Source organism: Desulfobulbus sp. (genome assembly GCF_031547805.1).
Taxonomy (GTDB): Bacteria; Desulfobacterota; Desulfobulbia; order Desulfobulbales; family Desulfobulbaceae; genus Desulfobulbus.
Window position 1 is genome coordinate 70,176 of sequence record NZ_JAVBRQ010000007.1, and the last position, 12,835, is coordinate 83,010.

Sequence of the window (12,835 nt, forward strand, 5' to 3'; positions counted from 1 at the left end):
GTCGTTTTCGTTTTGACAGGGGAAAAAAAGCCGTGCTATAAAGGACAGCCGAACCGCTGGCCCGACTGACCATATTTTAACCGTGAGATTGCAATGAAAACGGAAACATCAGCCCGACTCTTCACCCAAGCGAAAGCATTGATACCCGGTGGCGTCAACTCGCCGGTCCGGGCCTGCCGCTCCGTGGGCTGCGATCCATTGTTCGTGGCCAAGGCCTCGGGATGTACGATCACCGACGTCGACGGCAATACCTTTCTCGATTTTGTCGGTTCCTGGGGACCGATGATCCTTGGCCACGCCCATCCCGAAGTGCTGGAGGCAATCCACCGGACCGCATTGGACGGCACCAGTTTCGGCGCACCCTCGCCGCTGGAGGTGGAACTGGCCGCCCAGGTTTGCGCGGCAATGCCCGCAATCGAGATGGTCCGCTTTGTCAATTCCGGCACCGAGGCGACCATGAGCACGATCCGGCTGGCCCGGGGCTATACCGGCCGCAAGGTGGTGGTCAAATTCGATGGCTGCTATCACGGACATGCCGATTCTTTTCTGGTGAAAGCGGGTTCGGGCGTCATCACCTTGGGCATCCCCGGAAGTCCGGGCGTGCCCGAAGATATCGTCCGCAACACCCTGTCCATTCCCTATAACGATGTGGCTGTGCTGGAGCAGACCCTGCGCGATCCCTCCCTGGATATCGCCTGCGTGATTGTCGAGCCGGTGGCCGGCAACATGGGAGTGGTGGCGCCCCAGCCGGGTTTCCTGCGAGCATTGCGGGAGTTGACCCGCGAACTCGGCATCGTGCTGATTTTCGACGAGGTCATCACCGGGTTCCGATTGGCGCTGGGCGGTGCCCAGGAGCGATTCGGCATCAGGCCCGACCTGACCTGCCTCGGCAAGATCATCGGCGGCGGCCTGCCGGTGGGTGCCTATGGCGGCAAACGGGAGATCATGTCGCAGATCGCGCCCGACGGGCCGGTCTACCAGGCCGGAACCCTGTCCGGCAATCCCCTGGCCATGGCCGCGGGGCTGGCGATGCTCCAGGTGGTGCGGCGGCCCGGTTTCTACGAGGAGTTGGAGGAAAAAAGTGCCTGGTTTGGCGCCGAGCTGGAGAAAATCGCGGCCAATTCGTCGATGCCCACCATCCTGAACCGGGTTGGCTCGATGCTGACCTGCTTTTTCACCGCAGAGCCGGTCGTCGATTTCACGTCAGCCCTGCGCGCCGATACCGACCGGTACGGGCGGCACTATCGCCAGATGCTCGCCGGCGGAATCTGGCTGGCACCATCCCAGTTCGAGGCCGCGTTCGTGTCGGCCGCACATGACCGGCAACACTTGCAAAAAGCTCTGGACATGACTGAATCGTCATTCAAAAAACTGATGGTTTAATTAAAAAATTATTGCGTTTGCCGAAGGTGCGTGCTACCAGTAGCTGCTGTCACGCCCCCGGCTGAGGGAGGCTGAGAATTGCGATGGCGGATGACCGCAGGGAAATGTTCAGGCAGTTGGCGGTCTACAGCCAGGCAGGCATGAGTTTTGTCTTTTCCATCCTGATCGGGTTTGGCATCGGCTGGGCACTTGACAATAAAGTATTTGATGGAAAAACAGCGCCGTATTTGACTTTTATTTTTTTGGGACTCGGTATTGCGGCCGGATTCAAGGGTCTTTGGGATTTGACCAGGAAAATAAAAGATGCATGAGCTGGGAAAGGGCGCCAGCCCGAGCCTCGACCAGATAAGCGATTCGATGATCGTCCGCAGGGTAACGGTCGGCAGCATGGTTTTGCTGGCCGTGCTGGTGGCAGGCGGCTATATGCTGCAGGGATGGATTTTTGCCCGTTCCCTGTTGATTGGCGGCTTGCTGGTCAACGGGAGTTTCTGGCTGATGCAGAAGGATACGCGCCGGTTACTGCGGCGGATCGGCGAAATCGGCGGCGAGGCCGTGATCGCCAGCGAGAAGACCCGTTTTTTTCTCAGATCCTTCGGTCGGCTGATTGTGGTGGGATTGTTGTTATTTGCGCTGGCTTCGCGGATGCCGATCGATGCGATCGGGCTTGTCGTGGGGTTTGCAACGGTGATGGTCAGTGTGGTGATTATCGGCTTGAGCGCAGGACGCCGCTGGTCGCCGGATAAAGTGTGAGGAGAGACAGGCTATGGAACATCCGATATTATTCATTTCATTGATTTTGCAGGCATTGGGATTGCCGGTCCCCCATACCCCGGTCGGCGCGACCATGCTTGAAAAGATATGCGAGCCCTACATGACCTATACCTGGATGGTCATGGCCTTTCTCATCATCGTGCCCAAGCTGACCATGGGAAAACTGGAGATGGTGCCGGGTAGCGGTCAGAATTTTTGGGAAGTGATGGTCGGCGGCCTGATGGATTTTTGCACCGAGAACCTGGGGGAGAAGGGCGCAAAAATGCTGTTCCCGATGATGGCCACCTTTTTCTTCTACATCCTCATTGCCAACATGATCGGGCTCATTCCCGGATTCATGTCGCCGACCTCCAGCCTCAACATTACCCTGGCCATGACCCTCATCGTCTGGGTGACGCATCATGTGCTCGGCTTCAAATACCACGGACTCCATTATTACAAACATTTCATGGGGCCGAACAAGTGGTTGGCGCCTTTCATGTTCCTGCTGGAGATCATCAGCAACTTCGCGAGACTGATCTCGCTCTCCATGCGTCTTTTCGGTAACATTCTTGCCAAAGAGGTTTTGCTCGGAGTGCTCTTCATGCTGGCCGGCGCTTTTTTCGCGCCGTTGCCCATCCTCTGCCTGGGTGTCTTGGTGTCGGTGATCCAGGCGGTTGTTTTTGTCCTGCTCTCGCTCCTTTATTGTGCCGGGGCGATGGAGCACGCCCATTAACAGGTTTTGACAGTTCCGTTCAACGGAGAAGAAGGCCAACTTTTATATAACTTCAGTACGGAGGAACACAACAATGGACAAACTTAGTCTTGCTCTGATTTGTATCGGCGCGGCACTCAGCATCGGCCTCGCAGGCTTTGGCGCAGGCATCGGTATGGGTAACGGTCTGCGCGGCGCTTGCGACGGCGTTGCCCGCAATCCGGAAGCAAAGGGCGCAATCACCACCACCATGATTCTTGGTATGGCCCTGTGCGAGTCCATCGCCATTTATGGTTTGGTTATCGCATTCATCCTGCTGTATGCCAACCCCTTCAAAGCTGCGCTCGGTCTGTAATTTCCGCCGAAGGATAAGCGGGAAATTCCCGATCAAGGGCTGCGGTGTTGCCGCAGCCCTTTTTTATTGCTACTCTGCGCCATGTCCGACTGTATCGTCAATCCTGCCAGGGGCCCGAAAGATCCGCAACTGCCCCCGATAGGCATCTTGGCGGTCAATCCCGCCGACAGCGTCTGTTTCGCTTCGCTTGCCCGCCACCATGGGCTGGCACGACATGCCCTTTTCCACGCGCAACTGTTGGCCAACAGCTCATTTTTTCTTGCCGGACCTGCGGTCGGGGCGCCCATGGCCGCCATCTGTTTGGAAAAACTGATCGTTTTGGGCGCGCACCGAATCCTTGTTTACGGCTGGTGCGGTTCGCTGCACCCGGCACTTGCGGCCGGCGAGCTGTTCATCCCCACCGGCGGGATCAGCGAGGAAGGGACCAGCGGCCACTATCAGACGCCGGTGGCAAGCAGCAACAACTCCTTGCAGATGGCGCTCGTCAATACGGTTTCAGCAGCGGACGAGTCCTGCGGGTTTAAGCGGGTCAAGCAGGGGCTGATCTGGACCACCGATGCGCTGTATCGGGAAACCAGGGAAAAGGTTACGCGCTACGCAGCGCAGGGCATCCTGGCCGTTGACATGGAGTATACCGCCCTGCGTTCGGTGGCCGCTTTTCGCCAGGTCGATCTGGCCGCGGCGATGCTGGTTTCCGATGAGTTGTACCATTGCGCCTGGTCGCCGCGCATGCACCTCAAACGCTTTCGCAACCAATCCCGGCACATACTCGAACACCTCTGTTCTCTCATCCAATGTGGCAAGGTCGCATGAAAACCCTGTACATGGTCAGCCTGGGCTGCCCTAAAAATTTGGTCGATTCCGAGGTAATGCTCGCCGATTTCGAGCAGGCCGGCTATGCCGTGGTGCAGGAAGCCGAGCAGGCCTCGGTCATCCTGATCAATACCTGCGGTTTCATCCGCCCTGCGGTGGAAGAGGCCATCGACGCCATTCTCGAATTGGCGGCCTGTAAGGAAAACAATCCGGGACAGCGCTTGGTGGTTACCGGCTGCATGGTCCAACGGTACGGCGCTGAGCTCGTCGCCGAGCTGCCCGAGGTCGATCTCTTTGTCGGCCTCGACGATTTCCCGCGCATCAGCGAATTGATCGATGGCCTTGGCATCGAATCGAAAATCGTCACCAGACCCGGTTTTGCCACCTATTTGATGGACCACCGGGTGTCTCGGCGGATTGCCACCCCGCCGTTCAGGTCCTATTTGAAGATAACCGAAGGCTGTGATAACCGGTGCGCCTACTGCATGATTCCTTCGATCCGGGGGCGGTTACGCAGTCGAACCGTCACCGATTTGATTGCCGAGGCCATCCGCCTGGAACAATCCGGGGTGCGAGAGCTTTCCTTGATCGCCCAGGATCTGACCGCCTACGGCCGCGATCTCGACAAGCCGGCGACCTTGACCGACCTGCTTTGGCAATTACTGGAAAAAACGAGCATCCCCTGGCTGCGTCTGCTCTACCTCTACCCGGCCAGCGTCACCGACGAACTCCTGAACTTGATGGCGCAGCAACCGCGTCTGCTGCCCTATCTCGACATCCCCTTCCAGCATGTCAGCGACCGCATGCTGGCGGCGATGAACCGTCACTACCGCCATTCGACCCTGAACGGTTTGGTCCACAGGATCAGAACCCTTGTTCCGACGTGCGCCATCCGCACCACCATGCTTGTCGGTTTTCCGGGAGAAACCGACGAGGATGTGGCCGAATTGATCGATTCGCTTCATGCCTGGCAACTCGACCACGTCGGGGTTTTCCAGTACCAGGACGAAGACGGCAGCCCGGCGGCGCAGTTGCCGAATAAGGTTACGGATGAAGCAAAAGAGTCCCGTTATCAGCGGGTGATGGCGGCACAGGCCCTTATCAGCGAACGCCGGCAACAGCAGTATGTCGGGCGGCTGGAACCGGTGCTGGTCGAAGGGGTCAGCGAAGAGAGCGATTTGCTCTTGGAAGGCAGGAGCAGATTTCAGGCTCCTGAAATCGATGGATGCATCTATATTACTTCAGGGCACGTCAACCCCGGTGATATCGTCATGGTCCGTATCACCGAGGCGCATACCTACGATTTGGTCGGCGAGGTCGTCGACGATCAGGAGAATGGATGAGTGAAAACGGGCAGCGTTACTTGATGTGCCTGTTGACCTGTTCCCGCAGATCCTTGCCAACCTTGAAGAAGGGCAGTTTTTTGGGCCTCACTTTGATCTTTTCCCCGGTCTTGGGATTGCGGCCGGTATAGGAAGAATATTCCTTGACGACAAAGCTGCCAAATCCTCGAATCTCTATCGATTCGCCCCGCGCAAGGGCGTCGCTCATGGTTTCGATGATGGTGTTGGTGATCGAGGCGGCCTCGCGAATGGGAAGGTTCATCGCTTCGGCTAGAGCTTCAATCAATTCCGATTTGTTCATTCCGTTCTTTCCCCCAGTGTCCTCTTTGCAAGGTATGACAAAGCTTGTTGGTTCATTCGAAGTCGGCCGTTGTTGCCTTCGCCGGCATAATAAGAATTGATTCCGGGATGTTGTTGAAAATTTAATCAGTTATGTTTTTGATTGTAAAGGGAATTTTGTATGAAAAAATTTTTTTTAAATCATCCGACGACAGGATCTTGAATTTTCCAAGGGGAAGATGGCCCAGGTACAGCTGACCGTATGCCGTTCTTTTTAAGTGCAAAACCCGATGGTCGACCGCTTGAAACATCTTGCGCACCTGTCGTTTTTTGCCCTCGTGGATAACGATTTCGACCAAGCTTGCACCGGAACGACGTTGTAGTACCCTCACTCGGGCAGGCCGTGTTTTGATGCCGTCGATCACGATCCCCTGCTCGAGCAGGGCGAGTTTTTCTCTCGCGGGAAATCCTGCCACCAGCGCCTCGTAGGTCTTGTTGACTTCGAAGCGGGGGTGGAGGATGCGGTTGGCCAGCTCGCCGTCGTTGGTCATGAGCAGCGCCCCCTCGGTGTCGAGGTCCAGCCTGCCTACCGGAAAGAGTCGCTCCTCGATCCCGGTGAGGAGGTCCGAAACCATGGGCCTGCCCTGGGGGTCGGCGAGGGTGGTGACATACCCCGCCGGCTTGTTGAGCAGCACGTATATTTTTTCTTCGAAGTCGATGGGCTTGCCATCGCAGGTGATCCGGTCGCGGACGGGATCGGCCTTGCACCCCATTTCCACCACCACCTGATCGTTGATCCGAATCCTGCCTGCACGGATCAATTGCTCGGCTTGCCGTCTCGAAGCAATGCCGGCCTTGGCGAGAATTTTCTGCAACCGCTCTTCCATGATGACGATAGTGAAGATCGTCCGGCCGGGGCGCGTTCAGCGGTACCCGGCGGGCAGCATGGCGGCAATCTTTTCGTCCACCGATTTCCTGGTGGCCGGGTCGACCTCAAGCACCTCGGTGTACCACGGCTTCATGCGGCAGTCGAACACGATTGGCGGCTGCAGGCCAACATGAAAGCGGTGCACGCTCTGGGCGCGGCCGTGGATGTCGGCGGCCGGCTCGAAGCGAGTGAAGAAGGTCCAGAGAAATTCCTGTAACGAGCAGGTGGCCTCGGCGGCGGAATCCACCAGCAAAATGACCGGCCAACCGGCCACCTCGGGAAAGGAGGCCAGCTCGGTTGCCAGCTCCGGGGCGGATTCGTAGGGCACGCCCTCGACCACCAAGGTGCCGGGCAGATAGGCTTTGGGCTGGCTGCAACGCTGCGGAAGCGAACCTGAAAATTCTGTCGGCAATTCCCGGCATTTTTCCTGCCCCAGACCGAGCATCATGGCCTTGGAACCCTTGTTCACCGATGGCCCGGTGTAGTCGAGGGTGTCCTGCGAGACGTTGGCGAACACAAAAAGATCGCGCTCCCAGTGAATCCGCTCGAGGATATGCTGCCAAAGACGGGGAAAATCGGCCACGTCGATGCTGCCGTCGGTCACCAAGAGGAACTTGGTCAACGAAAGCTGCCCTTCGCCGAGAATGCGCAGGCCGGCGGCAAATGCCTCGCGAGGATAGCGATCGGCCACCCGGGCCGCGGCAAGGCAGTGGAATCCGGTTTCGCCAAAGGTCTTCAACTGCACAACCCCCTTCATCACCAAAGGGAAAAGGGGCGAGAGCAGATCTTGGAGAAAATCGCCGATAAAGAAATCTTCCTGTTTGGGTCGGCCGACCACCGTCGCCGGATAGATCGCGTCCTTCCGGTGGTAGAGGTGCGTGGTCTGAAACACCGGGTAGTCGTGCTGCAGCGAATTGTAGCCGTAATGGTCGCCGAACGGGCCTTCCGGCCGCCTCAGGTGGGGCGGAACGTGGCCCTTGATCGCGAATTCCGCCTCGGCGACCAAGGGGTGTCCGCCCTTGGGGTCGGCCACCATGCGCAGCTTTTCCCCCTGCAGCAGGGAGGCGAGCATCAACTCCGGGATATTCTCGGGCAGCGGGGCAATGGCGGCAAGCATCAGCGCCGGTGGCCCGCCGATGTACAGGGTCAAGGGAAGGGCGCGGTTCTTTTGTTCCGCGGCAAAGTAATGAAATCCTCCGCCCTTGTGGATCTGCCAATGGATGCCGGTCGTGGTGTCGTCGTATCGCTGGATACGGTACATGCCGAGGTTGTGTCCCAGGCCGTCGGGATGTTCGGTGTATACCAGGGGCAGGGTAACGAAGGGACCGCCGTCCGAATGCCAGGAAGTGAGCATCGGCAGTTCGGTGAGCCGGGCGGGCTGCTGCCGGCATTCTAGGATCGGGCCGGTTTTGATCCGTTTGAGTCCGACCTGCAGCCCTTGGGCCAGCAAACCGCGGGCTTCCCACAGGGTGGCGCAGGTGGGGGGCAGCGAATGCTCCGCTAACCGAACCAATTCGCGGACAAAGTCCAAGGGCCGGCCGCCAAAGGCCAGCTCCAGCCGCAGCGGCGTGCCGAACAGGTTGGTAACCACCGGAAATTCAGAGTTCTTGACTCGGGTGAAAAGGAGCGCCGGCCCCCCTCTGGCGATGACCCGCCGGTGAATCTCGGCAATTTCAAGGTAGGGATCGACCGGAGTGTCGATGGTGAGCAATTGGTCGTTGGCTCGCAACAGCTCGAGAAATTGGCGCAGATTGGTCAGGGCGGTCATGGGGAAACTGTGGCGGTTGGGGCCGTGTGAGCCGTTTAATGGTGGTGGTGCTCCTCGCCGAGGAAAAGGCGATGGTATTCGTCGCCGCTCAAGTGATTGCGCATCACTTGCGTCAACAGGTCGACCACTTGGTGGATCTCCTCCTCGCTCATGCGGGGGACGAGCTCCCGGGTGAGGCGGTCGGCGCTGAACAGGCGGAGAAAGGCGATCAGGGATTGCTCGTCCGTGGTGCGATTGAGTCCGAAAAGCATGGCGGCTCCAGCGGTGGGAATTATCCGGCGATTGTTTTCCACCAGACACGGCGTCCGCGGGGACCGTCGAATTCGCAGAAAAAGATGCGCTGCCAGGTCCCGAGCTGCAGACGGCCCTGCACGATGAATACGGTCACCGCAGACCCGGTCAGGGCGGTCATCAAATGGGCGGGCGAGTTGCCTTCGCTGTGGCGATAGGGAAAATCGCTCGGAACGGTCCGGGCCAGGGCGCCGAGGATGTCGCGCCGCACGTCCGGATCGGCCCCTTCGTTGATGATGAGCCCGGCGGTGGTGTGGGGGTTGTAGACATGGAGGACGCCGTCATCGATGCCGCCGACCACCTGCTGCAGGCGGTCGGTCAGGTCGATCATCTCCAGCTGTCTGCTGGTGGCAACGGTCAGTTCTCCTCTGGGCATCGCGGCACCGCCTGCACGATCACTGCAATTGCCAGGAACCGTATTGATCGCGGCAGGCCGTGCTGTAAGTGCGCTGGGGCCGGCCGTCGATGACCGCCTCGATTTCCGCGCGGCGGCAAACCTGGTTCGTGCCGGGGGCCTGGTAAGCCGGCTGCGGCGTGACCGAGTACTGGTTGCCGGTATCGGGGTTGACCCAGGCAGAACGCTGATTGGACATGCCCCGTTCGTAGGTGTGATTGAGCTGTTCGCGATCGTACTTGTCCATTTCGTTGCCGACGATGTAGCCCAACATGCTGCCCACGGCCGCGCCGATCAAAGTGGCGCCGGTGTTGTGGCCGATGGCTTGACCGATGAGGGCCCCGGCGGCCGCACCGCCGACCGCGCCACTCTGCCCCTTGGTGGCGCAGGAGGGCAGAACCAACAGGAACAGCAGGGCAATCAGGCTGAAATATTTCATGATATTTGTCCTTCGGGGGCGGAGGTTCGCAGGGTGGCGGGCAGTTGCTTGCCGGCTTGTACGCCCAATGCCTTCAGGGCTTCGGTCCTGGCGATCAGGTTGCCCTGGCCGGCACTCAGCCGGTTGCGTGCCGTGTGCCAGGCTTGCTGGGTTTGGTTGAGGCGGAGACCAATCTCTTCGAAGGCCTCGGTGAAACCAACGAATTTATCATATAAATTCCCCGCTTGTTTGGCAATGGCTAAACTGTTTCGGTTTTGCTCGTCCATGCGCCAGAGGTGGTGCACTGTCCGGAGGATGGCCAGCAGGGTCGAGGGGCAGGTCAGGATGACTTGCCGCTGCATGGCGCTGACCAGCAGTTCCTGATCCTCGTTGACTGCCATCAGAAAGGCTCCTTCGATCGGGATGAACAGCAGGACAAAGTCAAGGGATCCCGGCCCGGTCAGCCGGTGGTATTGCTTGCGCGCCAACAGGCCGATCTGTCGCCTGACCGACTCGAGGTGCAGTTTGATTTGCTGTTGCCGGTAGGCCTCGTCCCGCGCGTTGTGCGCCTCGGCAAACGCCTTGAGCGAAACCTTGGCATCGATGATCACGGTTCTGTTATCGGGCAGGTAGACCAAGGCGTCCGGTTGCAGGGTGGCGCCGTCTTCCGCCTTGAGACTGACCTGGAGGGCGAATTCGGTGCCGTTGCGCAGCCCCGAGGCCTCGAGCAGGCGGGCCAGGACCATCTCGCCCCATTGCCCCTGCAGCTTGTTGCTGCCGCGCAGGGCCTCGGCCAGGTTGGAGGCATCGGAGCTGAGCTGCCTGTTGAGTTGCTTGAGCTGTTCGATCTCCTTGGTCATCGATACCCGGTCACGGGCTTCGCGGTCGTAGACCTCTTCCACTTTTTTCTTGAACTCGGTCAATTGGTCGTGGAATGGCCGCAGCAGCAAGGTCAGGGCCGAGGCGTGCTGGCTGGCGAGTTGTTCGCCTTTTTCGGTGATGACTTGTCCGGCCAGCAGGTTGAAGTCCTGTTCTATCTGCCGGCGGGTTTCGGCCAGGAGCGCGTTTCGTTCCTGAATTTGCTGATCCAGGGCGGTACAGGCGGTCCGCAGGGAGGCGTTATCGGCCTCGAAGGCGCGGCATTCCCTGCTCAGTTGGCTGCACTCTGTCCGCAATCGTTCGACTTCGCCGCCATGCGAGCGGGCTTGCTCCTGGGCGCGTTCCAGGCGGAGCGCCAGAGCCCATTGCCGCCGCTGCAGACGTTGATGGGCGAAGAGAAAGACCAGGCTCACAATCAGGCCGCCGACGCAGCAGCCGAGAAGAAAAGGGGTAAGATGCGGTTGGCTGAAAAGTTCGTTGAGCGGAATCACGGGGGCGTACGAAAAGCGTTCTCCGTTCAACGGCGCCGCGAGAGGTGCCGCAATTCTTCCAGCTCTTCAAGCAGATCCAACGCCAAGGCGCAGCCGGGCAGATTGATCCGAAGATCGCGCTGGAGCCGCATGGTGGTCTGCACCCGCTTGATCGCCACCGCGGTGAAGCACCATTCCCGGATGGAAGGGCCCTCCGGGGTGATGATCCCCTCGTCGATCATTTCGTTGATGATTTCCGTGCTGACGCCGCACAGGGCGCAGAGGTCAGCAAGGGAGCAGCGGGTCTCCTCGTTCAGGATCGTGCCCTGGATGTAGACATGTTGCTGGGTCATTGTTTATCTCTCCAGTCCGGCGCGCGGATTGAACGGCATCTGCTCCGCCATGGCCCGATAAAGCCGGCGCTGTTCGTCGGTCGTCGGTTCGGGCGCGACGATCTGCAGGGTCACGATCTGGTCGCCTTGGTGATTGGCGGAGCACAGGCCCTTGCCCTTGAGCCGAAGTTTTTTCCCGCCTTGCGAACCCGGTGGAATCTTGAGTTGAACCTGCCCGTCCAGGGTGGGCACGGTGAGGGAGGCGCCCAAGGCGGCTTCCCAGGGGGTAACCGGCAGGGTAAGGTGGATGTCGCGTTTCTCGGCGTGAAACAACCGATCTTCCTGAAAGGCGATTTCCAGATACAGGTCGCCGGGCGGACTACCGCCGTAACCGGGCAGTCCCTGGCCCTCGAGACGCACCCGCTGTCCTTCGATGATGCCCTTGGGGATGAGGACATGCAGGGTGTGGGGGCTGGTGCTGACCCTGCCGTCGCCGTCGACCGACGGCCGGGACAGGGTTATGGTCTGCCGGGCGCCCCGGAATGCGTCGGCCAAGGGGATCACGATCTTGGCGTGATGATCCTCTCCCTTCATCCGAAAGGCATGCGCCTGCTGCCGGCCTCCGGCCTGGGCGTGCCCGAACAGCGATTCGAAAAAGTCGCTGAATCCACCGGGATCGTTCTCGTAGGCACCACTGCCCTTGAATTCGAAACCCGCATCCCAGTTGGGCGGCGGATCGAAATGCTGCCCTTCCTGCCAATGTGCGCCGAATTTATCGTATGCCGCCCGTTTTTCCGGATCTTTCAGCACTTCGTATGCCTCGCCGATCTCCTTGAATTTCGCTTCGGCATGGGCATCCTTGCTGACATCGGGGTGGCACTTGCGGGCCGCCTTGCGGTAGGCCTGCTTGATCTGATCCTGAGTGGCGTCGCGGGCTACGTTGAGAATTTTGTAGTAATCTTTGTATTCCATGTCGGTCGCCGAGTTGTTCCTCATTTCGAATTTCGTCTGGAACAGTAAGGGTAGCTTGTTAAAAAGAAAAGAAAAAAATGTGTTAACCGCTTTCTCCTTGAAGAGCCGGTCCGGTTTCTTTTATGCTAAAAGGAAATACTCATGCAAACGCACAATCTCATTCTGACCGGTTTCCGGGCAACGGGTAAGACTTCGGTGGGGCGTATCGTTGCCACCCGGCTGCACTGGATTTTTCTTGATACCGACGAGTTGGCGCGCCAGCGGCTGGGGGCGCCCATTGCCGAGGTGGTCGCCCGTCACGGCTGGCCCTTTTTCCGAGCGGCCGAAAGTCAACTGTTGCAAGACCTCGCGACCATGCAGCAGACTGTCCTGGCCACGGGCGGGGGGGCGATCGAGCACCTCCGGGAGTGGCGCGAGTTGAGGCGGGGCGCCTTGGTGGTTTGGCTCGATGCCGACAGCGATACCATCCGGCGGCGGTTGCGGCACGATCCCGCTTCCGGGCATCAACGGCCTTCTCTCACTGGCCAGCCCATCGCGGACGAGATCGAGCACCTGCTCGAGCGCCGGCGGCCGATGTATGCGGCCGGTTCCGATTTGCGACTCAGCACCGAAGGCAGGTCGCCGGAAGAGTTGGCCGCTGAAATCGTGCAAACGATGCATAACTTATAAGGAAACATGAGGGGCAAGGCCCGGCAAAAGCGGTTTTGCCCGTTGCCTAAAGGGAATGACGAACGGGGAATAACGA

Annotated in this window: 17 protein-coding genes; 8 read left to right on the forward strand and 9 right to left on the reverse strand. The window is 59.3% G+C overall.

All coding sequences use genetic code 11. The annotated features are described in order from the left end of the window. Nucleotides 1-93 precede the first annotated feature (93 nt). The 7 genes from hemL (at nt 94) to rimO (ending at nt 5,359) form a co-directional block, all read left to right on the forward strand. Nucleotides 94-1,383 carry a glutamate-1-semialdehyde 2,1-aminomutase gene (hemL, locus tag RMR13_RS02690; protein WP_310599097.1) on the forward strand — a complete coding sequence of 430 codons (1,290 nt, stop codon included), beginning with the start codon at nt 94-96 and terminating at the stop codon, nt 1,381-1,383. Nucleotides 1,384-1,466: 83 nt separating this feature from the next. Next, nucleotides 1,467-1,694 (forward strand): AtpZ/AtpI family protein, encoded by a 228-nt coding sequence (locus tag RMR13_RS02695; RefSeq protein ID WP_310599098.1) that lies wholly within the window; start codon nt 1,467-1,469, stop codon nt 1,692-1,694. After that, the gene (locus RMR13_RS02700) at nt 1,687-2,133 is read left to right on the forward strand and encodes an ATP synthase subunit I (RefSeq protein WP_310599099.1); all 447 of its coding nucleotides are present in this window, start codon (nt 1,687-1,689) and stop codon (nt 2,131-2,133) included. The genes RMR13_RS02695 and RMR13_RS02700 overlap by 8 nt, the downstream gene beginning before the upstream one ends. 13 nt (nt 2,134-2,146) lie before the next feature. Then, complete coding sequence (atpB, locus tag RMR13_RS02705; protein ID WP_310599100.1) at nt 2,147-2,869, forward strand: F0F1 ATP synthase subunit A; 723 nt, start codon at nt 2,147-2,149, stop codon at nt 2,867-2,869. A gap of 73 nt (nt 2,870-2,942) precedes the next feature. Beyond that, nucleotides 2,943-3,203, forward strand: a complete 261-nt coding sequence (gene atpE, locus RMR13_RS02710; protein WP_015725620.1) for an ATP synthase F0 subunit C — start codon at nt 2,943-2,945, stop codon at nt 3,201-3,203. An 81-nt stretch (nt 3,204-3,284) separates the two neighbouring features. After that, on the forward strand, nt 3,285-4,016 hold the full coding sequence (locus RMR13_RS02715) for a nucleoside phosphorylase (protein ID WP_310599101.1): 732 nt from the start codon (nt 3,285-3,287) through the stop codon (nt 4,014-4,016). Next, nucleotides 4,013-5,359: a 30S ribosomal protein S12 methylthiotransferase RimO gene (rimO, locus tag RMR13_RS02720; RefSeq protein WP_310599102.1), complete on the forward strand. Its 1,347-nt coding sequence runs from the start codon at nt 4,013-4,015 to the stop codon at nt 5,357-5,359. The genes RMR13_RS02715 and rimO overlap by 4 nt, the downstream gene beginning before the upstream one ends. A gap of 16 nt (nt 5,360-5,375) precedes the next feature. Here the strand turns inward: rimO and RMR13_RS02725 are convergent, their stop codons facing one another. From RMR13_RS02725 to RMR13_RS02765, 9 genes are all read right to left on the reverse strand, one after another. Further along, nucleotides 5,376-5,660 carry an HU family DNA-binding protein gene (locus RMR13_RS02725; protein ID WP_309413603.1) on the reverse strand — a complete coding sequence of 95 codons (285 nt, stop codon included), beginning with the start codon at nt 5,658-5,660 and terminating at the stop codon, nt 5,376-5,378. Between the two features lie 121 nt (nt 5,661-5,781). Beyond that, complete coding sequence (locus RMR13_RS02730) at nt 5,782-6,525, reverse strand: pseudouridine synthase (RefSeq protein WP_409070247.1); 744 nt, start codon at nt 6,523-6,525, stop codon at nt 5,782-5,784. Between the two features lie 36 nt (nt 6,526-6,561). Continuing rightward, nucleotides 6,562-8,334: a UbiD family decarboxylase gene (locus RMR13_RS02735; RefSeq protein WP_310599104.1), complete on the reverse strand. Its 1,773-nt coding sequence runs from the start codon at nt 8,332-8,334 to the stop codon at nt 6,562-6,564. Between the two features lie 35 nt (nt 8,335-8,369). Beyond that, nucleotides 8,370-8,585 carry a hypothetical protein gene (locus tag RMR13_RS02740; protein WP_310599105.1) on the reverse strand — a complete coding sequence of 72 codons (216 nt, stop codon included), beginning with the start codon at nt 8,583-8,585 and terminating at the stop codon, nt 8,370-8,372. Nucleotides 8,586-8,605: 20 nt separating this feature from the next. Beyond that, nucleotides 8,606-9,001: a secondary thiamine-phosphate synthase enzyme YjbQ gene (locus RMR13_RS02745; protein ID WP_310599106.1), complete on the reverse strand. Its 396-nt coding sequence runs from the start codon at nt 8,999-9,001 to the stop codon at nt 8,606-8,608. Between the two features lie 19 nt (nt 9,002-9,020). Continuing rightward, a complete protein-coding gene (locus RMR13_RS02750; RefSeq protein WP_310599107.1) occupies nt 9,021-9,458 on the reverse strand; it encodes a glycine zipper domain-containing protein in 438 nt (145 codons plus the stop codon). Beyond that, nucleotides 9,455-10,807, reverse strand: coding sequence for a DNA recombination protein RmuC (locus RMR13_RS02755; RefSeq protein WP_310599108.1), 1,353 nt, complete (start codon nt 10,805-10,807; stop codon nt 9,455-9,457). Before RMR13_RS02755 ends, RMR13_RS02750 begins: the two co-directional genes overlap by 4 nt. Before the next feature lie 26 nt (nt 10,808-10,833). Next, on the reverse strand, nt 10,834-11,139 hold the full coding sequence (locus RMR13_RS02760; protein WP_310599109.1) for a chaperone modulator CbpM: 306 nt from the start codon (nt 11,137-11,139) through the stop codon (nt 10,834-10,836). Between the two features lie 3 nt (nt 11,140-11,142). Next, nucleotides 11,143-12,090 carry a DnaJ C-terminal domain-containing protein gene (locus RMR13_RS02765; RefSeq protein WP_310599110.1) on the reverse strand — a complete coding sequence of 316 codons (948 nt, stop codon included), beginning with the start codon at nt 12,088-12,090 and terminating at the stop codon, nt 11,143-11,145. Between the two features lie 141 nt (nt 12,091-12,231). Here RMR13_RS02765 and RMR13_RS02770 point away from each other — a divergent pair, with 141 nt between their 5' ends. After that, nucleotides 12,232-12,759 carry a shikimate kinase gene (locus RMR13_RS02770; protein WP_310599111.1) on the forward strand — a complete coding sequence of 176 codons (528 nt, stop codon included), beginning with the start codon at nt 12,232-12,234 and terminating at the stop codon, nt 12,757-12,759. The last annotated feature ends 76 nt before the right edge of the window (nt 12,760-12,835 follow it).

What these genes read in the sequence shown, in the direction of transcription:
- hemL (WP_310599097.1), top strand. Translation starts at nt 94, where the DNA reads ATGAAAACGGAAACATCAGCCCGACTCTTCACCCAAGCGAAAGCATTG.
- RMR13_RS02695 (WP_310599098.1), top strand. Translation starts at nt 1,467, where the DNA reads ATGGCGGATGACCGCAGGGAAATGTTCAGGCAGTTGGCGGTCTACAGC.
- RMR13_RS02700 (WP_310599099.1), top strand. Translation starts at nt 1,687, where the DNA reads ATGCATGAGCTGGGAAAGGGCGCCAGCCCGAGCCTCGACCAGATAAGC.
- atpB (WP_310599100.1), top strand. Translation starts at nt 2,147, where the DNA reads ATGGAACATCCGATATTATTCATTTCATTGATTTTGCAGGCATTGGGA.
- atpE (WP_015725620.1), top strand. Translation starts at nt 2,943, where the DNA reads ATGGACAAACTTAGTCTTGCTCTGATTTGTATCGGCGCGGCACTCAGC.
- RMR13_RS02715 (WP_310599101.1), top strand. Translation starts at nt 3,285, where the DNA reads ATGTCCGACTGTATCGTCAATCCTGCCAGGGGCCCGAAAGATCCGCAA.
- rimO (WP_310599102.1), top strand. Translation starts at nt 4,013, where the DNA reads ATGAAAACCCTGTACATGGTCAGCCTGGGCTGCCCTAAAAATTTGGTC.
- RMR13_RS02725 (WP_309413603.1), bottom strand. Translation starts at nt 5,660, where the DNA reads ATGAACAAATCGGAATTGATTGAAGCTCTAGCCGAAGCGATGAACCTT.
- RMR13_RS02730 (WP_409070247.1), bottom strand. Translation starts at nt 6,525, where the DNA reads ATGGAAGAGCGGTTGCAGAAAATTCTCGCCAAGGCCGGCATTGCTTCG.
- RMR13_RS02735 (WP_310599104.1), bottom strand. Translation starts at nt 8,334, where the DNA reads ATGACCGCCCTGACCAATCTGCGCCAATTTCTCGAGCTGTTGCGAGCC.
- RMR13_RS02740 (WP_310599105.1), bottom strand. Translation starts at nt 8,585, where the DNA reads ATGCTTTTCGGACTCAATCGCACCACGGACGAGCAATCCCTGATCGCC.
- RMR13_RS02745 (WP_310599106.1), bottom strand. Translation starts at nt 9,001, where the DNA reads ATGCCCAGAGGAGAACTGACCGTTGCCACCAGCAGACAGCTGGAGATG.
- RMR13_RS02750 (WP_310599107.1), bottom strand. Translation starts at nt 9,458, where the DNA reads ATGAAATATTTCAGCCTGATTGCCCTGCTGTTCCTGTTGGTTCTGCCC.
- RMR13_RS02760 (WP_310599109.1), bottom strand. Translation starts at nt 11,139, where the DNA reads ATGACCCAGCAACATGTCTACATCCAGGGCACGATCCTGAACGAGGAG.
- RMR13_RS02765 (WP_310599110.1), bottom strand. Translation starts at nt 12,090, where the DNA reads ATGGAATACAAAGATTACTACAAAATTCTCAACGTAGCCCGCGACGCC.
- RMR13_RS02770 (WP_310599111.1), top strand. Translation starts at nt 12,232, where the DNA reads ATGCAAACGCACAATCTCATTCTGACCGGTTTCCGGGCAACGGGTAAG.